At 46.7% G+C, this 24,038-nt stretch carries 21 protein-coding genes; 12 read left to right on the top strand and 9 right to left on the bottom strand.

The window, feature by feature from the left end:
• Positions 1 to 31 precede the first annotated feature (31 nt).
• Positions 32 to 706 (top strand): pyrimidine 5'-nucleotidase, encoded by a 675-nt coding sequence (gene yjjG / locus GXP65_RS04950; RefSeq protein WP_162092192.1) that lies wholly within the window; start codon positions 32 to 34, stop codon positions 704 to 706.
• Positions 707 to 796: 90 nt separating this feature from the next.
• Here the strand turns inward: yjjG and GXP65_RS04955 are convergent, their stop codons facing one another.
• Entirely contained in the window at positions 797 to 1,288 is a 492-nt protein-coding gene (locus GXP65_RS04955) for a hypothetical protein (protein WP_005432506.1), read from the bottom strand.
• Positions 1,289 to 1,547: 259 nt separating this feature from the next.
• On the opposite strand from GXP65_RS04955, the gene GXP65_RS04960 reads away from it, so the two are divergent.
• On the top strand, positions 1,548 to 2,087 hold the full coding sequence (locus GXP65_RS04960) for an NUDIX hydrolase (RefSeq protein ID WP_162092193.1): 540 nt from the start codon (positions 1,548 to 1,550) through the stop codon (positions 2,085 to 2,087).
• Between the two features lie 121 nt (positions 2,088 to 2,208).
• Here GXP65_RS04960 and GXP65_RS04965 read toward each other — a convergent pair whose 3' ends face one another.
• From GXP65_RS04965 to GXP65_RS04975, 3 genes are all read right to left on the bottom strand, one after another.
• Entirely contained in the window at positions 2,209 to 2,631 is a 423-nt protein-coding gene (locus GXP65_RS04965; RefSeq protein ID WP_162092194.1) for a DUF6559 family protein, read from the bottom strand.
• A 35-nt stretch (positions 2,632 to 2,666) separates the two neighbouring features.
• On the bottom strand, positions 2,667 to 2,987 hold the full coding sequence (locus GXP65_RS04970; protein WP_162092195.1) for a DUF4377 domain-containing protein: 321 nt from the start codon (positions 2,985 to 2,987) through the stop codon (positions 2,667 to 2,669).
• A gap of 165 nt (positions 2,988 to 3,152) precedes the next feature.
• On the bottom strand, positions 3,153 to 4,409 hold the full coding sequence (locus GXP65_RS04975) for an SGNH/GDSL hydrolase family protein (protein ID WP_162092196.1): 1,257 nt from the start codon (positions 4,407 to 4,409) through the stop codon (positions 3,153 to 3,155).
• A 437-nt stretch (positions 4,410 to 4,846) separates the two neighbouring features.
• Here GXP65_RS04975 and GXP65_RS04980 point away from each other — a divergent pair, with 437 nt between their 5' ends.
• Entirely contained in the window at positions 4,847 to 7,222 is a 2,376-nt protein-coding gene (locus GXP65_RS04980) for a S8 family serine peptidase (RefSeq protein WP_162092197.1), read from the top strand.
• A gap of 9 nt (positions 7,223 to 7,231) precedes the next feature.
• The gene (locus GXP65_RS04985; RefSeq protein ID WP_009705061.1) at positions 7,232 to 7,594 is read left to right on the top strand and encodes an ATPase; all 363 of its coding nucleotides are present in this window, start codon (positions 7,232 to 7,234) and stop codon (positions 7,592 to 7,594) included.
• 86 nt (positions 7,595 to 7,680) lie between these two features.
• Here GXP65_RS04985 and phnX read toward each other — a convergent pair whose 3' ends face one another.
• From phnX to phnW, 3 genes are all read right to left on the bottom strand, one after another.
• A complete protein-coding gene (gene phnX, locus GXP65_RS04990) occupies positions 7,681 to 8,496 on the bottom strand; it encodes a phosphonoacetaldehyde hydrolase (RefSeq protein ID WP_162092198.1) in 816 nt (271 codons plus the stop codon).
• 90 nt (positions 8,497 to 8,586) lie between these two features.
• On the bottom strand, positions 8,587 to 9,966 hold the full coding sequence (locus GXP65_RS04995) for an aspartate aminotransferase family protein (protein WP_162092199.1): 1,380 nt from the start codon (positions 9,964 to 9,966) through the stop codon (positions 8,587 to 8,589).
• Between the two features lie 26 nt (positions 9,967 to 9,992).
• Positions 9,993 to 11,096, bottom strand: a complete 1,104-nt coding sequence (gene phnW, locus GXP65_RS05000) for a 2-aminoethylphosphonate--pyruvate transaminase (protein WP_162092200.1) — start codon at positions 11,094 to 11,096, stop codon at positions 9,993 to 9,995.
• A gap of 265 nt (positions 11,097 to 11,361) precedes the next feature.
• Between phnW and GXP65_RS05005 the strand changes: the two genes are divergently transcribed.
• From GXP65_RS05005 to GXP65_RS05025, 5 genes are all read left to right on the top strand, one after another.
• Entirely contained in the window at positions 11,362 to 12,372 is a 1,011-nt protein-coding gene (locus GXP65_RS05005; RefSeq protein ID WP_162092201.1) for a putative 2-aminoethylphosphonate ABC transporter substrate-binding protein, read from the top strand.
• Positions 12,373 to 13,756: 1,384 nt separating this feature from the next.
• Positions 13,757 to 14,863: a putative 2-aminoethylphosphonate ABC transporter ATP-binding protein gene (locus GXP65_RS05010; RefSeq protein WP_162092202.1), complete on the top strand. Its 1,107-nt coding sequence runs from the start codon at positions 13,757 to 13,759 to the stop codon at positions 14,861 to 14,863.
• An 8-nt stretch (positions 14,864 to 14,871) separates the two neighbouring features.
• On the top strand, positions 14,872 to 16,596 hold the full coding sequence (locus GXP65_RS05015; protein WP_162092203.1) for a putative 2-aminoethylphosphonate ABC transporter permease subunit: 1,725 nt from the start codon (positions 14,872 to 14,874) through the stop codon (positions 16,594 to 16,596).
• Between the two features lie 9 nt (positions 16,597 to 16,605).
• Positions 16,606 to 17,310 carry a phosphonate utilization transcriptional regulator PhnR gene (phnR, locus tag GXP65_RS05020; protein ID WP_005442366.1) on the top strand — a complete coding sequence of 235 codons (705 nt, stop codon included), beginning with the start codon at positions 16,606 to 16,608 and terminating at the stop codon, positions 17,308 to 17,310.
• A gap of 66 nt (positions 17,311 to 17,376) precedes the next feature.
• Positions 17,377 to 18,282 (top strand): EamA family transporter, encoded by a 906-nt coding sequence (locus GXP65_RS05025; RefSeq protein ID WP_162092204.1) that lies wholly within the window; start codon positions 17,377 to 17,379, stop codon positions 18,280 to 18,282.
• A gap of 90 nt (positions 18,283 to 18,372) precedes the next feature.
• Here the strand turns inward: GXP65_RS05025 and GXP65_RS05030 are convergent, their stop codons facing one another.
• Together GXP65_RS05030 and GXP65_RS05035 are read right to left on the bottom strand one after the other, a co-directional pair.
• A complete protein-coding gene (locus tag GXP65_RS05030) occupies positions 18,373 to 18,924 on the bottom strand; it encodes an outer membrane beta-barrel protein (RefSeq protein ID WP_005432481.1) in 552 nt (183 codons plus the stop codon).
• A 29-nt stretch (positions 18,925 to 18,953) separates the two neighbouring features.
• Positions 18,954 to 19,859: a VirK/YbjX family protein gene (locus tag GXP65_RS05035; protein ID WP_162092205.1), complete on the bottom strand. Its 906-nt coding sequence runs from the start codon at positions 19,857 to 19,859 to the stop codon at positions 18,954 to 18,956.
• Between the two features lie 540 nt (positions 19,860 to 20,399).
• Between GXP65_RS05035 and GXP65_RS05040 the strand changes: the two genes are divergently transcribed.
• From GXP65_RS05040 to GXP65_RS05050, 3 genes are all read left to right on the top strand, one after another.
• Complete coding sequence (locus tag GXP65_RS05040) at positions 20,400 to 20,759, top strand: DUF3316 domain-containing protein (RefSeq protein WP_005432476.1); 360 nt, start codon at positions 20,400 to 20,402, stop codon at positions 20,757 to 20,759.
• Positions 20,760 to 21,017: 258 nt separating this feature from the next.
• The gene (locus GXP65_RS05045) at positions 21,018 to 22,418 is read left to right on the top strand and encodes an FAD-dependent oxidoreductase (protein WP_162092206.1); all 1,401 of its coding nucleotides are present in this window, start codon (positions 21,018 to 21,020) and stop codon (positions 22,416 to 22,418) included.
• A 113-nt stretch (positions 22,419 to 22,531) separates the two neighbouring features.
• On the top strand, positions 22,532 to 23,656 hold the full coding sequence (locus GXP65_RS05050; RefSeq protein ID WP_162092207.1) for a M14-type cytosolic carboxypeptidase: 1,125 nt from the start codon (positions 22,532 to 22,534) through the stop codon (positions 23,654 to 23,656).
• The last annotated feature ends 382 nt before the right edge of the window (positions 23,657 to 24,038 follow it).

Here is a 24,038-nt window from a genome sequence, read left to right on the forward strand (position 1 = left end):
AGAAAACGACCTGGATATTGGAAAGAAGAAAATGAAATACGATTGGATCTTGTTTGACGCTGACGAAACCTTGTTTCACTTTGATGCCTTCAAAGGTTTACAGCTGATGTTTTCTCGCAAAGGCGTAGATTTTACCGAGCAAGATTTTGCCCATTACCAAACGGTGAACAAGCCACTTTGGGTGGATTACCAAGATGGTAAAGTGACAGCAGATGAGCTCAAGCATAAACGCTTTACGGAGTGGGCAGAAAAGCTCAACACCACAACGGCGGATCTCAACAGTGCGTTCCTAGAAGCGATGGCAGACATCTGCACTTTGTTGCCTGGCGCAAAAGAACTGATGGAAGCGCTACAAGGTAAAGCCAAAATGGGCATCATCACTAATGGTTTTACCGAGCTGCAAGCGATTCGCCTATATCGCACAGGTATGAGCGATTACTTCGAGCACGTGGTGATTTCTGAGCAAGTTGGTATTGCTAAGCCAGATTTAGGCATCTTTGAGTACGCGATGACGCAAATGGGCAACCCATGTAAGACGCGCGTGTTGATGGTGGGCGACAATCTGCACTCTGATATCTTGGGTGGCAACAACTTTGGCATTGAAACGTGTTGGTTGAACACCACAGGTGCGAGTGTGGATGAGCGTATTGCACCAAGCTACACGGTGGAATCGTTAAACGAGCTTAAGAGCATCCTCGTCGCTTAAGCTTAAGTGAACAAACAAACTAAAAAGCGCTGATTTCTCAGCGCTTTTTTGTTTTTATCGATGTTGTTTTGCATTCATCGACCTTGCTTATTAGCTAGCGTTATTTTCAGCCAATTCACGTTGTGCTTGTTGTTCTTTCTCACCAAGTTTGAAGTAAATCTTACCGACGATGACTTCTGAAATCAGGATGGTAAACACCACCGCAAAGAAGGCGACGACACCGTTCCAAGGACCACTAAAGTCAACCTTGTCACCGAACAGAATGTTAATGGCTTCTAGCATGATGAACTTCGAACCGACCAAGATAACGTAAGTCGAGATACCACGGTAAATCTTAGGTGCCGTACCCGGCTTCGATTTAAAGTACTCTGCGATTTTGTGTTCCGCTTTGATAGACAGCTTCAAGAGCAACTGAAGCAGTAACGCTGCGGCGAAAGAAATCGTAAATGAATCAATGGTTACAAAATCCCAATATTCGTCATAGAAGTTCAGTACCGTAAGGTCTACCAATACCGCCAAGGTATAACCAACAAACAGACGTTGTGGAGTGTTGAAACCGTAGACTTTATCCGATGCGCTCATAAGAACCCTCAATCAATAATGAACAAGTTTGCAAAGCCATGCCTTGCGTCGATGGGTTAACTATATGAGTTCCTCGAACTGAAAACTTGCCATTTCGCGCCATCGTAATCATTGCGATGAATGATTGTTTTGATGCGATATATTGAATACCAATAAGCGCGTTGAATTTGAAAACCGTCTACAAACTGACACGCAAACAGCGTTAGAATGGCTTCTAATCCAATAACTAATTTCTAAGAATCAAGCAGTAAGGACTCTCATGGCAGACATCAAGCAGCTCGACAGCAAAGTGGTGTATCAAAACAAGTGGATGACGGTACGTGAAGATAAGATCCAACGTCCTAGCGGAGCCGAAGGCATTTACGGTGTGGTCGACAAGCCAGACTGTGCAGCGATTCTGGCTATCGATAACGGCGTGATTCACTTAGTACAGCAGTTTCGTTACACCGTAGGGCAACGTTGTTGGGAAATCCCGCAAGGCGCGTGGGAATCAAATCCAGATGCGGATCATCTTGAGCTAGCAAAAGGTGAGCTTCAAGAAGAGACGGGTATGCAAGCCAATAAGATGGAGTACGTTGGTGCGCAGTTCATCGCTTATGGGTTCTTAAACCAGACTTGCCATGTCTATTTCGCGAGTGAGTTGTCTGAGGTAGGCAATCAGCTAGATAGTGAAGAAGAAGACTTGATCACACGCTCGTTCTCAGTTGAAGCGTTCGAGAAAATGATGATAGATGGTGAAATCAAAGACTGCGTCACTATCGCTGCTTATGGTTTAGCGAAATTGAAAGGCTTGGTGTAAGCAAAACGAAGCTTCTAAGTTACTCAAGGTGATAAGCTAAAAGGCTCGTGATGAGCCTTTTCGTGTTTAATATTGAGATGACTCAACGCCGCTTTTTATTGCCACAGATGCTAGCGTGATGCTATTCACCGCCACCATCTCCACCGCCGTCTCCTCCAAAGTCTCCGCCATCAGCATCGAAATCATCCGAATCGGTAGCGGGCTGCTGTTTGTGGCTGTCTTGAATCTCCGCGTAAGTCAGTAAAGCACTGACGCTTACAAGATCTGTCGCTTGGTCAAACAAAGCAAGTGAGACTTCTGATTGGAAGTCAGTATGTTCACCTAGCTCTTGGCTTAGACCCATCGGCACATAAGCAGTTTGGTTAATCAACATGCCGTATGCGATTAGGGTAAAGGTATTGTCTGTTTTCCCGTTTTCTTTCAGCGCCCAATCGATCTCTTCCTTCGAGTAATCTGCTTTCTCACCATACTTGAGCGCTAATTTCGGCGTGATATCTTTTGCGACTTCTCGAATTTGGCGGTTTCGTTTCCAATTTCCAAACATAGGAGTTTCCTTTCAATAGGCGATGAATCGTAGTGTTATCGCTTCTCTAGTACTTCAATGAGTTCATATCGATATAGGCTAGCGTCGGCAGGCACATTTTCAGGAGTGAACTGCTGGATGCGCTTTATTTGTAAGGTGTACTCATAGCCGGGTTCAAACTCGAAACCGTCTGTTTGATCATAGAAGTAGTTACCATCTACTACCATGCATTTCATCGGAGCCACACCGACACAGTCTACGAGCTCTGGAGCAATGTTAATTGTCATTATGTTCACGGAGTCATCAGACTGATGTTGAGCACAACCAAATAGCGTTGCAGCCATTAACGGTAAGAACACACAGCGTTTTAGATTCATTTGTAGCTCCTCATAGGTTTACCAAATCATCATAGCAAGACTGACAATAAGTGATGGTAAACCCTCGATAAAAAAGATAAACCCAAGCCGAACGTTTTTGCTTGGGTCTGTCTCTAACTGCTATTGATAGAACCTCTCAAATGTTGAGAGGTTCTAATAGACCGCTTAGAATGGATGATTCGAAAGTTGGTCAGTGGTTTCTAGCATATCCTCAGCCACGTAGCGATGTGTTGCTGTGGTCGGGTGGGTAACATCCCAGAATACAAATTTATCTGACCCAACGGACGCACATTCAGAACGCAGCGAATGTTTGTACAAGTAATCAGCAGCAGACGAGCGATTGAGGTCTTGGCATGCTTCCGTTGCGTTACTGAAGCCATGTTGTTCAGGGTTAGCTGTCAAGCTAGCAAAGAGTGCATGGGTGTCGTGCAACGTAATGTTGAGCCCCTGTGCTGTGTAGTAAGCTGCTTGCGCTTTGATAAATTCGTTCATCTCAAGGATTTTTGCACGGATTGTGTCGATTTCTTCTTGGCTAGAATATTTGAACTGAGGTGCATAGGTCGCGTCAGGTAGCGTCATGAGTAAGAAGTTTCTTGCGCCAGCATCACTCAGTTTTATCAAGGCCTCCGAATAATCTGCTTTTACTTCTGGAACACTGCGGTTGTAGTTCATGAAGTCATTCAAACCAAACTCAAGAGTGAACAGGGTATTGGCAGGGTTGTAGTTTTTCGCCAGCTGCATATAAGCAAGGTAAGAAGAGACTTGCTCTCCAACGCCTGTTAGCGCGATGTATTGATTTTCGCCAGCAGCGCCACCCACCGCCCAGTTGTATAGCGGTAAGTTCTTCGCTTGAGCAATGTATTCTGTCCATACAAACCCGTTAGAGAAATGCCCTAAGAACCAGCTGTTTGGATTCGGGAATCGCCATTGTGATGCGTTAAAGATGTTCCCGGTATCCGACAAGCTGTCACCCAATGCCACGACCTTGTTGATTTGATCTGGCTGCATCACAGGATCATTACTCCAAATCGAGTGGTTGTATGACCAACGGTTATCGGCAGCGAAGTAGGTAATGTCCGCATTTTCGTTCGCAAGATCGAGTGTTTGTTCACAGCGCTGCTTGATCACGCTTTGTGATGTATTGGTATAGAACATGTTTTTAAACGAGAGTGCGTTCCACCAATAGCCTTCGATAGTGAAATAACTGCCATCTGGATTTTCTGCCCACTCCCAGTCCGTTTCTGGGTCATCATGTGAATAACTAGTTCGATACCAGCATCGTACGTAGGTGTATGTTTGCTTTTGTTGTGAGCTTCTCACTTCTGAGGCATTTAGCAGGTAAGAAGGCTCTGATGAGTCGGCTGCGTGAGCAAGATTTAATGGTAGTAATAATGCACTAAGTAACGTAATGGTCTTATTCATGATTCACTCTCTTTAATGATAATCGTCATGATTTAGATGAGAAGTTATCTCATCAACTCTCCTCATTCTGGGTAAATACGCCATTCAGTCAAATATCTAATTATTCATTTTATCAATTTTGGTACCGCAATCGTATTTCAATAGATTTGGTAAATAGTATGATTTTATAAAATATAGAATAATTACTCACTAACATTAATTTAACATGCACTTTGCGTGTAATTAAGTAATTGCTTTATAAGTAAAATAGTTAATTTTTAATGTTAACCATAACTGTTGATTAAATGATCCTTTATTAATAATCATATATTTATAAAATGAATTATTTGGATTTTTTAACAGATGCTCTATAGCTGATTAGCTCATGCATAACTCATGGTTATGATTTTTCATGAGCATAAAGTGAATAAAAATCAGCTCAAAAAGGAATAGAGCAAATGCACTACACAACAAATAAATTAAATGGCTTGTTTTCATTGTCTGCCGTTGCAGTTGCGATGACATTTTCGATGTCAGCGCATGCGGCTCCTCTGACGGGGTTCGACGAATCTAACTTGCCGACTAAATACATCGTCAAATTTAAAGAAGATACGTCCAGTCCTTCAGCATTAGGTGGAAACTCTTTCTGGGGGCCACGCATCGCGCAAGAGTCGGTTTTAGATCAGCTCAAAGCGCGTAAAGTGGAAAAGCTAGGAAACCGCGCAATCTACAGTGTGGAGATGGAAGACTCGGAACTGGGGCAACTGCGTAACCGCAGTGATGTAGAATACGTGGAGATTGACCCACCGCGTTATCTGTTAAGTGAGACTATCCCATGGGGCTATGAGGCGGTTAACGCTCAGCTTTTGGATGACTCGAGTGCAGGTAACCGCACTGTGTGTATCATCGATTCAGGCTACGACCTCGCACACAACGATCTGAGTGGTAACCGAGTGTCGGGTACAAACGATAGCGGTACAGGCTCTTGGAGTGTTCCGGGGAACAACAACGCTCACGGTACACACGTAGCGGGTACGATTGCCGCGATTGCCAACACAGAGGGCATCAAAGGCGTTATGCCAAACCAAAACGTGAATTTGCACATCGTCAAGGTGTTCAATGAAGCGGGTTGGGGCTACTCATCCAGCTTGGTGAAAGCGGTACAAACTTGTGCTGACAACGGCGCGAACGTGGTCAACATGAGCCTTGGTGGTAGCCAATCAAGTGTGACGGAGAAAAACGCGTTGCAAACCATTTACGACCAAGGCGTGCTGCTGATTGCTGCTGCGGGTAATAGCGGGAATACTGCGCACAGCTACCCAGCGTCTTACGATTCGGTAATGTCTGTTGCGGCGGTGGATGATAAGCGTGATCACGCGGCGTTTTCCCAAGCGACAGACCAAGTTGAAATCGCAGGTCCGGGTGTAGCAATTCTGTCTACGGTGACAGTTGGCGAAGGTAAGCTTTCAGACATTCGCTTGAACGGTGCTAGCCAGTTCGATCGTGGCATCGTTCCTCACAACCGCTTGATCCAATCGGGCGGCAGTTACGGTTCTGATCCTGTTGTCGGTTCTATTACGGCGACACTAGCAAGCTGTGACGTATCCGGTAGCAGCTTCAGCTGTGGCGATATGTCGGGCAAGATCTGTTTGACCGAGCGTGTGGGCAACCAATCATCTGGTAATTACCCAGAAATCGATGCAGTTCAAGCGTGTTACAACGCAGGTGCGAGTGCAGCGATTGTGTACAGTAACTCCGAGCTACCGGGCTTGCAGAATCCTTTCCTAGTCGATCAAAACAACGCGGCGCGTATTGTGTCGGTGACAGTTGATCGTGCCTTCGGTCAGGAGCTGTTGGGTTACGTTGGTCAAGATATCACGGTATCGACCACTAAGGGTGAAGACTACGAGTATTACAACGGTACTTCGATGGCGACGCCACACGTAACCGGTGTTGCAGGTTTGGTATGGAGTTACCATCCAACCTGTACTGCAGCTCAAGTACGTAACGCGCTGATCAAGACAGCAACGGACATTGACGTAACAGGTCGTGATAACCGCACTGGTCATGGTCTTGTGAATGCTGAGGCTGCGAAACAATACCTAGACGCTGGCTGTAATGGTCAGGATGGCGGCGGCTCTGGCAACGACAACGTTCTAGAAAACGGTGTAGCGAAAACACAGCTTTCTGGCGGCAGCAAATCAAGCACAGTATTTGTGTTTGACGTCCCTGCGGATGCAACGCAAGCGACATTCAACATGAGTGGTGGCTCTGGTGATGCTGACCTTTACGTGCGCTTTAATGGCACACCAAGCACCAGCACTTACGACTGTCGTTCATGGGCGGGCGGTAATGGCGAAAGCTGTAGCTTGAACGTATCTGGCGCAGGGCAATATGAAGTATTGGTTTACGGCTACAGCGCGTACTCTGGTGTTTCTCTTGTCGCGACACATAACGGTTCGGGTGATTCATCTGGTGGCGGCTCTACACCTTCTAGCTACACCAACTCGGATGCGGTAGCGATTCCTGATAACAAAGCGTCTGGCGTTGTAAGCTCATTAGATGTGGCTCGCTCTGGCGATGCAGGTTCAGTGACTATCGACTTGGATATCACTCACACCTACATTGGTGATCTTTATGTCACATTAACGTCGCCAGATGGTGGTCAAGTGGTACTGCACGACAACGCGGGCGGCAGTGCGAACGACATTAAAACCAGTTTCCAAGCGGATTTCTCGGGTTTTGAATCACAAGGCACATGGGAACTTAAAGCGGTGGACAATGCCAGAAGAGACACAGGCACCATCAACAGTTGGACTCTGACCTTTCAATAAGGAGTGACTATGAAGAAGTTGACCTTACTTTCTTTGTCTGCGGTAGGCGCTACCGCACTATTGGCAATCGGACTGAGCTCAAGCAGCTTGGCAAACAATCAAGGATTTCCTCTCGTGGATGAACGCCAAGATCAAGCCGAGCAGCAACCGGCACGTTACTTTGTTAAGTATCATGAAGGGAAAGAGAGCGAAGTGAGAGCGCTTCTTCGTCAGCACAACATTGAAGTAGTCGACGCTCTGGTGAAACAACACGTGTTGGTTGTGGTGGGCGAACAGGCGGAAGTCGATAAGCTCGCGGATCACGATGCGGTCGAATACACCGAACAAGAGCCGACAAGAAAGCTGTTATCTAACGGAACTACGCTTCAATAAGCCAAACCTCCTTAAGATAGCGTCAAAAAGAAAAACGCCCCTCACGTGAGGGGCGTTTGCTTTCATTTATTGGTGGAAGATGAAGATTACGGACGTTCACCTGCCGCTAGTCGACGTTCGATATCTGCAACCACTTCAGGGAAGTCAGCAATGGTGTCGATGAGATAATGCGGCGCGCTCTTTAGCAATTTTGCACGCGCTTTTTCACGAGCAGCATTAAGCGTTGCTTCGTCCGCAGCTTGGTATTCTTCAAACGTTAGACCTGCTTCGTTACCAGAAAGCAGCAAACCAACGGTCCACATACCGGCGTTGTGACCTTCATCGATGCCCGGTGCAGCGTCATCCACTTTGATACACGCGTTAACGTCCGTTACATTCAGCTCAATCACGTTTTTCAGTGCCATAAATGGTGCAGGGCGACCACCTTGAGGCAGGTCATCCGTTGCTACTACGTAATCCGGTTTGTATCCGTAATCCGCCGCCACTGGAATCAGCACGTCCATCACTTGGCGGGGGTAACCAGAACAAGAACCGATCTTTATGCCTTTGTCTTTCAGATCGTTTACAACTTCAATCGCATTAAGGATTGGCTCTGCGTGGTCTGCCACTTTTGCTTTTTGCAGCGGCATAAATGCTGCGTAGATAGCGTCGATGTCTTCGCTGGTCATTGAGCGACCAAACTTCTCATTCCAACGCTTATCAACCGCAGGGATGCGTCCCACTGCTTGGATGTGATCCCACTTACCAAGCCCCATTGGTTCGCGCGCTTCTTCAAGGTCGATATCAAAATCAAAGCCTTGCTTGAACGCTTCCACAAAGATGCTGGTTGGCGCAAAAGAGCCGAAATCGACGATAGTGCCAGCCCAGTCAAAGATCACTGCTTGAATTGGTGAGTTGCTCATGTTCAATCCTTTTTCTTGCTTGCCAGAGCGCTTGCCTACACGTCGGAACTGCGCTCAGGATAAATTGGTTTTTGTTGAGGTCTATTGACCCTAAATGTAGTTAAAGTCTTTACACACTTTGGCGATGGCTTCTTCGAAGATCGCCAACGCTTCAGTCAGTTGTTCGCGAGTGATGATCAGCGGTGGGCTGAGTTGAATCACATTGCCTTGCGATACCTTGAAGCTCACGCCATTGTTGAGGCATTGGTACAACACAGCTTCCGCTTCGTCATACGCGCGTGCTTTGCTTTCGTGGTCAGTGACCAACTCGATGCCCCATAACATGCCGATGCCACGTACATCGCCAATCACAGGGTACTTGGCTTTCATCTCTAGCAGCTTTTCACGCATAAACCGGCTGTCGGCTTTGGCTTTATCTAGCAAGCCGTCTTGCTCAATGGCTTCCATGGTTGCCAGTGCTGCAGCACAACCGATAGGGCTTTTCTCATGAGTGTAGTGACCCATGGAGATTTGCTCGGCGGTGTTGTATTTGTCTTTGGTTACCATGGCTGCGATAGGCACTAAGCCTCCGCCCAAACCTTTACCGATGCACAGAATATCTGGCTCGATGTCGTAGGCTTGGTAGGTAAACCATTCACCGCTGCGACCCATGCCGTTAGGGATGTCGTCAATGATCAGCATGACATTGTGTTTGTCACAGATTTCTCGAATGCGTTTCCAGTAGGCTTTGCTCGGCACTTGTACGTCGGTATTACGAACCGCTTCTGCGATAAATGCGCCCACGCCGCCTTCTTTCTCAATCACGTATTCAAGGTAGTCGGCGTAATGCACGTCGCTGCCGTCCGCAATTGGGAAAGCGCCACGGTAAGATATGGCTGGTGGAATGCGCTCAACACCTGCCATTAATGGTCCCATGCCTTGGCGGAAACACGCTTCGCCGCCCACTGAGATGGCATCCAACGATGCGCCGTGGAAGGAGTCCCACAACGACACCACCTTGTAGTTGCCTGTGATGTGGCGTGCTAGTTTAAGCGCCATGCCAACCGCAGATGTGCCACCCGGAGCAAACAACACGCGGTTCAATTCACCGCCACAGATTTGGGTGAGCTTTTCAGCACATTCAATCGCGGTCTCGTTGGTAAAACGACGTGGTGAAAACGGCAGTTTGGCAATTTGCTCTTGCACACGTTTAATCACATGCGGATGACCATAGCCCAGCTGGTGGACGTTATTGCCATGAAAGTCCATGTACTTTTTGCCGGTAGCATCTTGGATATAGATGCCTTCTGCTGCTTCCAAGGTATCTAAGCAAGGTGTCGACATAGCTTGATGAAGAAAGACCTCCGAATCACGCTTCAATAATGTTTGCGTGCGTTCGTCATCCATCGATGCATTCCAAGCTTGGCGCGCTGGCGTCGTGTTGACATCGCCCTCACTACGAAAATGAGTCGGTTTGATATTCTGAGTCATAACGCTCTCTCAATCAGAAGGCTGCTTTACGCAACTTGCCAGTACATTGCTTTTTCAATCGCACTGATTAAGCGCTCGATATCTGCTGGGTAAACTTCGCCAATGTTGCCGATACGGAAGCAATCTGCGTTCGACACCTTACCCGGATAAATCACGAAGCCTTGCTCTTTCAAACGTGTGTAGAACGCTTTGAATTGGTAATCACTGTGCGTTGGAGAGTAGAAAGAAGTGATGATTGGCGAGTGAAGGTCATCACTCAGTAGCGGCTCGAAACCCAGAGAACGCATACCTGCAACCAGTGTTTTCTGGTTAGTTTGGTAACGGTGATGACGAGCCTCAATGCCGCCTTCTTGTTCCAGCTCTAGTAATGCTTGGTAGAAAGCGCGAACCGTGTGCGTTGGAGACGTAAAACGCCATTTGCCGTGGTTCACTTCCATGCAATGCCATTGGCCGTAAAGATCAAGGCTCAAAGAACGTGCCTGAGCTTGGCACTTTTCGAGCTCAGTTTGTTTCGCAATCACAAAGCCAAAACCCGGCACGCCTTGAATACATTTGTTTGCAGAGCTGATCATAAAATCGATGCCTAGCTCTGCGATATCGATAGGAATGCCACCAAAGCTCGACATGGCATCGAGAATCACGACTTTACCGTGTGCTTTTGCCGCAGAAGCAAATGCCTCAATTGGGTTAAGCATGCCAGTGGTTGTCTCACAGTGAACAATTGCCACGTGTGTGATAGCAGGATCCGATGCCAATGCAGTTTCCACCTCGTTCAAGTGTGGCTGTGATGTTTCGCCAGGGGAAACTACATGGCATGGAATATTTAGGTAATCAGCGATCTGAGCGATACGTGCACCGTAAGCACCGTTGTCGACAACCAACAATTTTCCATCTTTGCCAATGGCGCTGCCAATCGTCGCTTCTACTGACGCGGTGCCGCTACCTTGCATTAGTACGCTGGTGTAGCCGTCTTGCTCCGTCGCCAGTTTTACAAGCTTAGTGCGGATCACTTCTACAATGTCTTTGTTGTATTCATCATCCCAAGTACACCAGTCTTTAAGCATGGCTTCACGTACCGTTTCAGAAGTAGATAGAGGACCTGGAGTCAGTAGTAGGTATTCGTTTTTCATCTCGATTTCCATCAGAATAGGCTAATTGGTCTACACCAAATTTCAAGCTCACTCTATCGAGGAAGAAAAGGGCAGTAAATAGGCGAATCTCCAATTTCATAAAACTTTAATATCCAGAAAATGGTGGATCAATTGAACGATTATTCAGCGCAAATTTTCGTAAAACTGCCATTTAATGGTCATGATTTCGTCACAAAGGCTCAGTAGGGTGGTATCGTCAACTGGTACAGACCAAATAAAAACTTAGCCAAATTAACTGGAGAAAATGATGAAAAACCGTTTGATGAAAGGATCGCTGGCTGCACTTGTCTCTCTGCTAGCTACGAATGCAATGGCAGCACAGGAAGTCACGGTTTACACCGCTTTCGAAACTGACATTCTTGCTAAATACAAGTCTGCGTTTGAGAAAGATAACCCAGATATCAAGATTAAGTGGGTTCGCGATTCCACCGGTATCATGACGGCGAAATTGCTGGCCGAAAAGAACAACCCTCAAGCGGAAGTGGTTTGGGGTCTTGCTGGCTCGTCAATGGCACTGCTTAAAGATGAAGGTCTTCTTAAGCCTTACACACCAAAAGGTTTGGAAGAGCTGCATGCGAACCTAAACGACCCTCAATCAAACCAAGCTTGGTTCGGTAACGATGCGTTCTTTAACGCGGTTTGTTTCAACGAAGCGGTAGCGAAACAACTTAACCTGCCTAAACCAGCATCTTGGGAGGACCTAACAAAGCCGGTTTACAAAGGTCACATTGCAATGCCGAACCCAGCGTCTTCAGGCACTGGCTACATGCAGGTTTCTGCTTGGCTACAAAACATGGGTGAAGATCAGGCATGGAACTACATGCGTGACCTAGACAAGAACATTGCACACTACACGCACTCGGGCTCTAAGCCATGTGTTCAAGCGGGTATGGGTGAAGTGGCTATCGGTATTTCGATGGCAAGTCGCGGCGCGAAGCTGAAAACACAAGGTGCACCACTCGCGGTTATCACACCTAAAGGCATCGGCTGGGAATCAGAAGCCGTTGGTCTAGTAAAAGAGTCTGATGCAGCGAAGCGCGTTGTAGACTGGTCAATCTCTAAAGCGGCAAACGAGCTTTACGTAGAAATGTACCCAGTGGTTGCACATAAAGAAGTTAAAGCGACTGTGTCTAACTTCCCGAACGTTCAAGAGAACATGGCGAAGATGGACTTCGCGCAAATGGGTAGCAAGCGTGCAGAGATTCTAGCGGCATGGTCTGAGAAGTTCGATGCGAAATCAGAACCAAAGTCTTAATTGAATTTGCTTTGAGTTGAATACTGAAATCCACCTCGGTTGAGGTGGATTTTTTGTTTTTGTAAGAGGCGAAAGTCAAAAGCCTTAAAGCAGCAACCCCACCTAACCTCCCCTTGGCTTTAACTTCGGGGGACTACAATATTCATGCTAGTAAAGGGGAGGGACTGGTTCTGCATTCGCGGATAGTTTAATTCACAATGCAACATCCAACGCGCTTCAAGTAGATTCTGAATACTCGCCTAGGCTCCTTCAGAATGACGTTGGGAAAGCACTGAGCTTACCGCTACAAAGAACAGCTCTCCCCCTTGATAACCGCATTCAAATGCTTGGCAAACCATGCCGAGAAAAGGGGGAGTTGGAGGGGGTTGGAAGCACCTAACTCAACATTAAACCATCAACCCCACCTAGCCTCCCCTTGGCTTTACCTGCGGGGGACTACAGCAATCATGCTGGTAAAGGGGAGGGACTGGTTCTGCATTCGCGGATAGTTTAATCCACAATGCAACATCTAACGCGCTTCAAGTAGATTCTGAATAATCGCTTAGGCTCCTTCAGAATGACGTCGGGAAAGCACTGAGCTCACCGCAGCAAAGAAAAGCTCTCCCCCTTGAGAACCAAATTTAAATGCTTGGCAAATCATGGGAGAGGAGGGGGAGTTGGAGGAGGTTGTAAGCACCTAACTCAACGTTAAACCATCAACCCCACCTAACCTCCCCTTGGCTTTAACTGCGGGGGACTACAACCGTTATGCTGGTAAAGGGGAGGGACTGGTTCAGCATTCGCGGATAATTTAATTCACAATGCAACATCCAACGCGCTTCGAGTAGATTCTGAATACTCGCCTAGGCTCCTCCAGAATGACATCGGGAAAGCACCGAACTCACTGCAGCAAAGAAAACCCTTCCCCTTGATAACCAAATTCAAATGCTTGGCAAAGCATGTCGAGAGAAGAGGGAGTTGGAGGGGGTTGGAAGCACCTAACTCAACGTTAAAGCAGCAACCCCACCTAGCCTCCCCTTGGCTTCAACTTTAGGGGATTACAATAGTCATGCTGGTAAAGGGGAGGGACTGGTTCTGCGTTCGCGAATAGTTTAATTCACAATGCAACTTCCAACGTGCTGAAAATAGATTCTGAATACTCGCCTAGGCTCCTTCAGAATGACGTCGGGAAGGCTTACCGTAGCAAAGAACAGCTCTCCCCCTTGATAACCGCATTCAAATGCTTGGCAAACCATGCCGAGAAAAGGGGGAGTTGGAGGGGGTTGCAAGCGTAGAAACAAACCTCATCCCCCTTCATCTATTTGTCATCTTCTGGCTATAAATTTGTCATTGGAACGTAACACTCCAAAACTAAAGTTGGTATATACCATTTGGAGCGTGTGTTATGTCAACTAACCAACATTACCTAAATATCGAAAATGTAGTGAAGCAATTCGGACAGTTCACTGCATTAAAGAAAATCTCGCTAGCGATTGAAAAGGGCGAGTTCGTTTGTTTTCTTGGTCCTTCTGGCTGCGGTAAAACCACTCTGCTACGTGCCATTGCAGGTTTAGACTTGCCAACGTCTGGTGCGATTTTTCAAAACGGTCAAGAGACCACATTTCTACCACCAGAGAAGCGCGATTTCGGCATCGTATTTCAATCTTACGCGCTGTTTCCGAACCTAACTGTGCAAGAGAACATTGCGGTGGGTTTGAAGAACCAAGGCATGTCGACCAAAGAAGCGTTAGAGAAGGTGGATTATTGGTTAGAAACCATTGGTCTTCCAACCTCTGGCGAGAAATTCCCGAACCAACTTTCTGGTGGTCAGCAGCAGCGTGTAGCACTCGCTCGCGCATTGGCGTTGTCTCCGGGTCTACTGTTATTGGATGAGCCGCTGTCAGCGCTGGATGCAAAAGTACGTGTTCATTTACGTGACGAGATTTGTAAGCTGCAACGCAAGCTTGGCATCACCACCATCATGGTTACGCACGATCAGGATGAAGCGTTGTCGATGGCGGATCGTATCGTGGTAATGAATCATGGCGTGATTGAGCAAGTCGGTACGCCTCAAGAGATCTACCAACAACCAACCACGCGCTTTGTCGCTGAGTTTGTCGGCAGCATGAACTTTATTGAAACCTCAGTTGCAACGGACTCCCAAGTACGCATTGCGGAAACCCTGATGCCAGCGCCAAGCTTGACCAATCGTAAGATCCAACGTGGTGACCGCTTCGACCTTGCAGTGCGTCCTGAAAGCATCAAGTTCGTTGAAAACTACACCAACTCTTTACCAGTGCGAGTTACGGCTACCGAGTTTTTGGGGGCGTTTTTCCGCATTGATTGCGTATTGCAAAACGACAGCTCAACGAAAACCATCGTCGTGGATGTGCCCGTGGAAACGGTTCAAAAACTCAATATCAAGGCGGGCGATGTACGTTACATCCAGTTTGCTGAAGAAGGGCTGCATGGTTACGCCGTGCCCTCGGTTGATAAAGCGCTAGCAGCGTAGGTGTAAACATGGATGCGAAGACAATGACGATGAATAGCCTGACCACACAAGACAAAGCAAAATCCTTACTCGGACGTGTTAGCCGCGACAACCTTGTGTTGTTTGGTTTGCTCGCTGGCTTGTCGACCATGATGGTGCTTTTCATCTTAATGCCGCTTTGGGCAATGTTGACCAAGAGTGTGCAAAATGCCAATGGCGAATTTGTCGGTCTGGCAAACTTTGCGACGTACTTTTCTTCTTCAAGCTTGTGGGTGTCGGTAGGCAACACCCTCACTTTGGGCGTGATAGTGACCTCGGTAGTCGGCGTGCTTGCGTTTGGTTATGCCTACGCGCTGACTCGTTCATGCATGCCGTTTAAAGGTTTGTTTCAAATCCTAGGAACTGCACCAATCCTTGCGCCTTCGTTGTTGCCGGCGATCAGTTTGATCTTCCTTTTCGGTAATCAAGGCATTGCCAAAGAGATGTTGTTAGGAAACTCGATTTACGGCGTGATTGGTATCTCGATGGGTTTGATTTTCTGGACCTTCCCTCATGCATTGATGATCTTAACCACTTCGCTGCGCACTTCAGATGCCCGTTTGTATGAAGCAGCCCGCGCACTGAAAACTTCACCCATCAAAACCTTCTTTATGGTGACGTTACCTGCGGCGAAATACGGTTTGATCAGTACGCTTATCGTCGTCTTTACGTTAGTTATTACGGACTTTGGTGTGCCGAAAGTGATTGGTGGCAGCTATAACGTTCTGGCGACTGACATCTTCAAGCAAGTTGTGGGACAACAAAACTTTGCCATGGGTGCGGTGACCAGCATTATGTTGTTATTCCCTGCGGTAATGGCATTTGGTGCAGACCGTTGGGTACAGAAAAAACAAAAGAGCTTATTCGACACACGTTCAGTGCCTTATCAGCCAGAACCCAACAAAGTGCGCGACAGCATTTGTTTGGTTTACTGCAGCATCATTTCTATCGCAGTGTTGGCAGTGCTAGGCATGGCGGTGTATGGCTCGTTAGTTACATTCTGGCCTTGGAACAAAGCGCTGACGCTAAACAATTACAACTTTGCTGAAATGAGCACTTATGGTTGGAGCCCATTCTTCAACTCGCTAACGCTGGCAGGTTGGACGGCAGTGATTGGTACAGCCATCATCTTTGTCGGTGCTTACTGCATTGAGAAAGGGCGTGCGTTTGGTCCAATTCGTCAGGTGATGCAAATGCTTAGCGTAGTGCCAATGGCGGTACCGGGTATGGTGCTTGGCTTGGGTTACATCTTTTACTTCAACGATGCGAACAATCCTCTGAATGTGCTTTATGGCACCATGGCATTCTTGGTAATTAACACGGTAGTGCATTACTACACCGTGGGTCACATGACAGCCCTGACAGCGCTAAAGCAGTTGCCATCGGAGATTGAAGCCACGGCGGCATCGGTGAAGCTTCCTCAATACAAGTTGTTCTTTAAAGTGACATTACCTGTGTGCTTACCTGCGATTTTGGACATTGCGACTTACTTGTTTGTTAATGCATTGACCACCACTTCTGCGGTAGTATTCCTTTACTCAACCGATACGATTCCGGCTTCGGTCTCGATTCTAAATATGGACGATGCCGGTCAAACTGGCGCTGCTGCGGCGATGGCGGTGATGATCATGATTGCTGCCGCAATTGCGAAGATTGTTCAGATGACTTTGGGTAAATTGTTAGAGAATCGCACACAAGCTTGGCGAAAAAGATAAGGACACTTCGTGCAATACGTAAAAATTAAAGATTCGATTGTTGAACAGATTGAAGCGGGCATGCTTTCGCCGCGTCAAAAACTGCCAGCAGAGCGTAAGTTGGCGGAGTCGTTCGATACTACACGCGTCACTCTGCGTGAAGCTTTATCATTGCTAGAAGCGGAAGGTCGAATCTATCGCGAAGATCGCCGAGGTTGGTTTATCTCTCCTGAGCCATTGCGTTACGACCCAACCCAAACGCTAAACTTCCCGAACATGGCGAAAGCGCAAAATCGTGTGCCAAAAACGGAGTTGGTTGCAGCAAAAGGGACGTTGGCAAACAAACAAGCGGCGCGCTTGCTGGACTTGCAGCCTTTCTCGGACGTGTATCGAGTCGACCGTGTGCGATACCTTGAAGATAGACCTGTGGTATTCGTAACAAACTACATTCGTCCAGAGCTGTTTCCGAACCTGCTGGATTACGATTTATCAAATTCACTGACGGACATTTACCGCGATCATTATGGCGTTACATATCAAAAGATTCGCTACCGCATTTCAACCAGCACTTTGTTGGGTGAAATGGCTCAAGCACTGCGCGCGACAGCCGGCACGCCAGCGATGGTGGTGGAGCGCATTAACTACAACCAGCACGGTGAGTTGATTGATTGCGATATCGAGTATTGGCGACACGATGCCATCAGCATTGAATCTCTGGCGGAACTCAATCGTTAAGTGGATTTTCTCATTATCTAAGGCTCCATCTCGGGGCTTTTATTTTATTCAGACAGGAATATTGAAATGGATTTGTTGGCGATTGGTCTCGTCGTTTTTTCTGCTGTTCTCCATGCGGGCTGGAATATCCTTGGTAAAAGCAACTCAGGCTCTGGACTCGCGTTTACTATGGCGGCCAGCTTCTCTGCCTGTGCCATTCTTACCCCTTATTTGATTTGGTATTTGGCGACCATTGGCTGGACATCATTACCGAGTGAATTTTGGGGATTGCTGTTCATTAGCGGCATTTCACAAATGGTTTATTTGGTCGGTTTGATTGTCGCTTATAAGCACGCTGATGTGGGGGTGGTTTATCCGATTGCTCGGGCACTGCCTGTGATGATGGTTGGCGCAATCAGTGTGGCATTGGGACATGAGTTATCCAGTCAGCAGTGGCTTGGATTCTTGCTGATTACCCTTGGTTGTATGCTGGTACCACTGACGAATTTTCGTCAGATGACATTGGGTTCTTATCTGAATGTTGGTGTGTTCTGGGCATTGATTGCCGCAATAGGCACAACGGGTTACTCGGTGGTCGACAAAGAAGCGCTGAGTTTACTCACAGGACAAGCATCAGAGATCTTGAATGATCAGTACAGTGCGATCTTTTACTTGGGTGTGCAGTTTTGGGCGATAGGTATTCCAACCCTTGTGTGGTGCTTGGTTACGGGCAAGCCAGATGAGATTAAGACCGCGTGGCAGATCCGCAAAACCGCCAGCATGGCAGGGGTAATGATGGCATCCACCTACGGCTTGGTGCTGTTTGCGATGACCATGACAGACAACGTGAGTTTGGTGGTGGCACTAAGGCAAATCAGCATCGTGTTTGGATTGTTTATGGGGATTTGGTTTCTGTCTGAGAAATGGTATCTCACCCGAGGGCTTGGGGTTACTTCTATCGTGGCGGGGATCATTCTTGCGCTGACGAACTGACCCATATTGGTGAAAGAAAAGGGCAACGACTCAGGGAACCGCTGCCTTTTTCTTTTTAGTTTTTGGGGGAAGGGGTAGGTATAGCTGACGTCAGAAACGCAATTGTGCGCCGAACATCACGCCACCAGAATCAAAATCGCTGTTTTTCGAGTACACATACTCAGCATTCAATCCAAAATGCTTGTAGCTCCAACCTAAGCCAGCGGCAGCTTCACCGCCTAGGCTCGATTTCTCAATATCACGGCTTTGATCGTTAACTGAATAGGTGTACGCCAGCGTGTAGTAAGTCATGCCTGCTTTTCCGTATACCTCGAATCCAGCACCAAGCGGGTAACTGGCGTAACCACTCAAACGAGGGCCAGAGAAGCTGGTGTTGGTGACTTCCGAAATTGGGCTAACGAGTATCGAGCCGATACCATCAAACGCCCCTTTATAGCCTGCTTCGATACCAAAGTTATGCGTTGGCATGTAGCGATAATAAATCTCACCTAAGAACATGTCTCCAGACTCTTCGCTGGTAGGCGCGTCGTAGTTGACCATACCGTAACCTAGGTTGGTGCCAATGACATGTGTACTGGTTGCTGCGTAGGTTGACAACGAAAAGGTCGACAACACCAAAGCAGTCACGAATGAATAACGCATGGGACGTTTCTCCTGAGTCTTCTAGCGTGTTAGCTTTTTAATACTTCTTCGAATGTTGCTTTAGTGTTGTCTAGCCATTCATAACGACGACGATACATAGAACGTTTAGAACGAGACATACCTTCGATGTCGCGACGCGGTGCATTAACGTCGATAGAGTAGAAGTGACGGTCGTATTCGGTGCCGCCTAATTCAATCCATAATGCGTCGTAGTCGGTTTTGATTCGTCCTTTGCTGTAGCGTCTAGCTGCATAGGTATGAGACTGTGTCTTGACCGCAAGGATGGTTTCAGCTCCCCAGATCTGTGCAAGGATACTCAGTAGGCTGACCATTAGGCTTTTTGGACGTTGACCATAAAGTTTGCGAGTCAGCTTTTTGATCTTCTCATTGCTGGTCTCATTACTGCGTGGTCCTTGTAGGCCGCCAATCTTAATGCAGCGAGTGCCGTTCTCATGTCCGAGGATAAAAGAGATGGTGTAGAAGTTACCGTCCTCTTGGCTGTGCAGTACCAAGCTCATATCGCCTTCTTTCTGATAGCGAGCTTCATACACTAATCTCACCGTATATAAGATCTCATCAATCCCAAAGGTCATGAGAGTGAGCCCTTTAGGATCGGTATAGATCTGCTTCATTAAGGCTGGAGAGACGAGTTTTGACGCGGTTTTATAGTGGTCAACAACAAGCTCTGAGCGATCGATCGCTGGGTTATTTTTAATGATGTACGGGCGAAAAGGTTTTTCCAAAAAGCGATGTGTGCGTGTACACAGCATCTCTAATGTTGACGCTTCAATGTTGTCAGCCAAGTAGTTGAATGCTTTCTTGTAGAACAATGCGCGCGCAATAAACTTAATGCGGTAACTCCAGATCGGGTGATAGATCTCCGCGAACTGGTCTGAGTAAATGGTCTTACTTTGATGCAAGATGGATTTGTTCATGGTCCAGTCTCATTTCCAAAAGTGTTGGCTCTGTCAAAGTGGCTATGAGCGCTGGTTATGGAGCGCGAAAGAAGGGCAATCAAAATGGTTACTCGTTTTGCTCAGGCGATGACAGGTATAAGTTTTGAACAGTGTTCTTTTAGGTGGGATTCTATGAGAAAAATCAGAAGAGGTATTGTAAGGCTTAGTATGAGAGTGTCAGGATGACACTGCGTAAGAGAGTAAAGGCAAGCAAATCGTCGGAGTGAAGGTGCTTATTCTCACAATCAGCATCTTTATAGCATTTAGGTATATTAAAACAGGTGAGTAAAAACGAAAACCCGCATCACTGGGGTTGAGAAAATCTTAATTTCTGGTTTTTATTTGTTTTTCTCATCTTAAATTATTAGCAAAAATCGAGCCTGAAAACACGTTTATAATTAAATTTAAAATAATTAAAAAATTCTGAAATTAATATGATTGGCGTTAGGTCTCTATAGGTACTCTACATTCATCGAGCATTTGGAACTCGATATTTAAAAGGTAAGTAAGGAGCACACTATGAAACGTTTAATTACTCTAGCAAGTCTTATCGCACTCACTGCTACACCACTCGCTGCTATTGCTGGTGGTTACCAATGGACCAATAACACCAAAACTATCCAAGGTGAGGTTGTTGATAGTAAGCAAGCGGCTTACGACATGGGGTTTGAAATGATTAAGGACTATCAAAGTAAGTCCTCGGCGCAGCTCAGAGACGAATTCAAAAGCTCATTTGATATCGTAGACCGCCAGTCTTTCTCTATTACCAATGCGAAAGTAACGGTTGATGAGTTTCTACAAGACAATGGTCAAATCGCATATCAACCGATATTAAATGTGAAATACGAATACCGTATGCGTGAACCTGGCAACCGCTAATTTATTTATTCGCTAGCATTTATAACTCTATTGCCTGTTTAATCCTTGTTGTATATTCGTTCTGTTATTTTTTGGGGAGCATTTGCTCCCCTTTTTTTATTAAATTATATTTTCCTGGTGAATGTGTTTGTGAATATAATATTTAATAAATATTTTCTAACGCTCAGCGTAAGTTTTTCTTGCTCGTTGGATATTCGCTAGGTTTGTAAAGTGGTGATAAAGCACAGTTGTGTACGTCACTTTTACAAAGGATATTGAATGACTCACCCTTCATATTGGTTTAAGCAAGCGCTTGAAGTTGAGCAGCCAGAAACCGCAATACCACTTCAACAAAACCTCCAAGCGGACGTCGCTATTGTCGGCGGTGGTTACACAGGCCTTTGGACCGCGATCATGATTAAGCAGCAATCGCCGGAAAAACAGGTAGTTGTGATTGAAAAAGGCTTGTGTGGCAGTGGTGCATCCGGCGCAAATGGCGGTTGTATGCTGACTTGGTCGACAAAATTTCCGACCTTGAAACGCTTATTCGGTGAAGAACACGCCGCTTGGTTGGTAAAAGAGTCGGAGCAAGCAGTGCTAGAGATCGACGGTTTTTGTAAGCAGCACAAGATCGATGCGCAATTATCGTTGAAAGGGGTTTATTACACCGCAACCAACCAAGCTCAGATGGGAGGAATGCAGCCTGTTGTGGATGAGCTAAAGCGTTTGGATGTGAACAGTTGGCGTCGTTGCCAATTTGAGGAGTTGCGTGCTAGTACGGGATCGCCGCGCAATGTGGAGGGCTTTCATTCTCCAGTCGCAGCCAGTGTTCAACCCGCCTTATTAGCGAGAGGATTAAGACGTGTTGCAATCGAATTGGGGGTTGAGGTCTATGAGAATACGCCAATGACCCGTTTAGATTATGGGCAACCGGCCACTGTTTCTACGCCTAAAGGGAGTATTCAGGCTAAGCAAGTCGTGCTGGCATTAAATGCTTGGATGGTTGAGCAATTTAAGCAATTCAAAAATAGTATTGTCGTTGTCTCTTCCGATATGGTGATCACTAAACCGCTTGGCGACGCGCTATCTCAATCTGGTTGGCAGGCCGGCTCTAGCGTTTTAGATTCTCGCATTTTTGTGCACTATTACCGAGATACGCCAGATGGCCGTTTGATGTTAGGGAAAGGTGGTAATCAGTTCTCTTTCAACAACCGCGTTGATGCGATGTTCAACAAGCCAACGAGCTATCAAGATCTACTGCGTAAGTCGCTCGATAAGTTGTTTCCGCGCTTGAAAGGGGCTGAGTTCGCTTATTCATGGACAGGCGGGTCGGATCGTTCCGCTACCGGTTTTCCATTCTTCGGTGAGCTAGATAACCAAAGCAATATCTTTTATGGCTTTGGTTATTCGGGTAACGGGGTTGCGCAGACGCGAATGGGCGGAAAGATATTATCTTCATTGGTATTAGGGCTAGAAAACGAATGGACGAAAAGCGGTTTAGCCAAAGGGCCTCTAGGGCACTTCCCACCAGAGCCATTTCGTTGGACGGGCGCAATGATGGTGCGCAACGCGGTTCGTCGCAAAGAGGAAGCAGAAGATAACGATAAAACACCATTTATCTGGGACAAGTGGCTAGCCAAACTCGCGGGGCCAGCAGGCAAAGCGGATAAGCTCGACTAAACTGAATATTTTGATCGCAAACAGATGGGGAAGAGGTGAAAGTGTTAGAGGCACCTCTTGCCTTTGTGTTAGCCTCAGTCTTTCAAGCTCAGATGCAAAAGGTGAGTAATAAAATGAAAGTATTCAGCAATTTTGACAGCGGCAGCATTCACGTAGTGAAAGCGGACGACAAAAACGACATTCAACTCAAAATTCCTAACGACAACATGTCGGAATTCTACCAGTGGTTCCACTTCCGTCTAGAGACAGAAGCCGAGCAATCACACACCATCAAACTTCTTGATCTTGCGAAATCAGCTTACCCGGAAGGTTGGCAAGGTTACGACGTGGTTGCGTCTTACGATCGTGAAGAGTGGTTCCGAGTTCCGGCAGAGTTTGATGGCGATACGCTGACTTTCACTGTTATCCCTGAGCGCAGCTCAATTTACTTCGCGTACTTTGCACCTTACACGTACGACCGTCACCTAGACCTGTTACACATGGCACAAAGCGCGCACCACTGCCAACTAGAGACGCTTGGTCATACGCTAGATGGCAATGACATGAGCTTGCTTACTTTCGGTGAGCCAGAAGAAGGCAAAAAGAAAATCTGGATGATTGCACGTCAGCACCCAGGTGAGACGATGGCAGAATGGTTCATGGAAGGCATGATCCAACGTCTGCTTGATGAGAACGACACGGTTGCGCGTGCATTGCTTGAAAAAGCAGTACTTTACGTAGTACCAAATATGAACCCAGACGGTGGTGTGCGTGGTCACCTACGTACTAACGCGGTTGGCGTAAACCTAAACCGTGAGTGGCAAACGCCATCAATGGAAAAGAGCCCAGAAGTCTTCTTGGTTCGTGAGCGCATGCTAGAAACTTGCGTGGATATGTTCCTAGATATTCATGGTGATGAAGCTATTCCTTACAACTTTGTGGCGGGCTCTGAAGGTATTCCTTCTTATGATGAAGGTATGGCAGAGTTGGAAAACGCGTTTAAACAAGCACTTCTGACGATTACACCAGAGTTCCAAGACGAGATCGGCTACGACAAAGATGAGCCGGGTAAAGCGAATCTAACCGTTGGCTCTAATTGGGTGGCGGAGCAGTTCAAGTGTTTGTCTTACACAATCGAGATGCCATTCAAAGATAATAACAACCATCCAGACCCACTTTACGGTTGGTCACCAGAACGTAGTGTGTTGTTTGGACAAGATGTTTTGGCTGCAACATTGGCGATTTCGGACAAGATTTAAGCCATTTAGTTCACAGCTCGCACTGCGCGAGCTGTGTTCTTTGTAGGTTTTTTCCTTGCCTTATGTGTGGATTGTGTCAATTTTTTCATCACCTAAAACAAAAATCCTTCAGTTTCTGGTGCTTACGTGGCCATTGATTAGAAAAACTAATCGTTACGACAATAAATCTAATTTATGATAAAGAGAGTTGTTCTGTTAAAGTCGCTTTTGAGATTTACGTCACAAAAGTTATCTAATCTCAACCATTTACAAATCATATGTATCCGGTCTGTATGTAGGCACTGCAACTAAAAGTTTCTTTTAGCTGCTATGTATGTATGCAAATTAAGTTGGATAATCCTTGCTTTGGAATTTAGTGCTTTAAGAGATTGACTCAATTTGT

Source organism: Vibrio sp. LB10LO1, from assembly GCF_010092875.1.
Taxonomy (GTDB): Bacteria; Pseudomonadota; Gammaproteobacteria; order Enterobacterales; family Vibrionaceae; genus Vibrio; species Vibrio campbellii.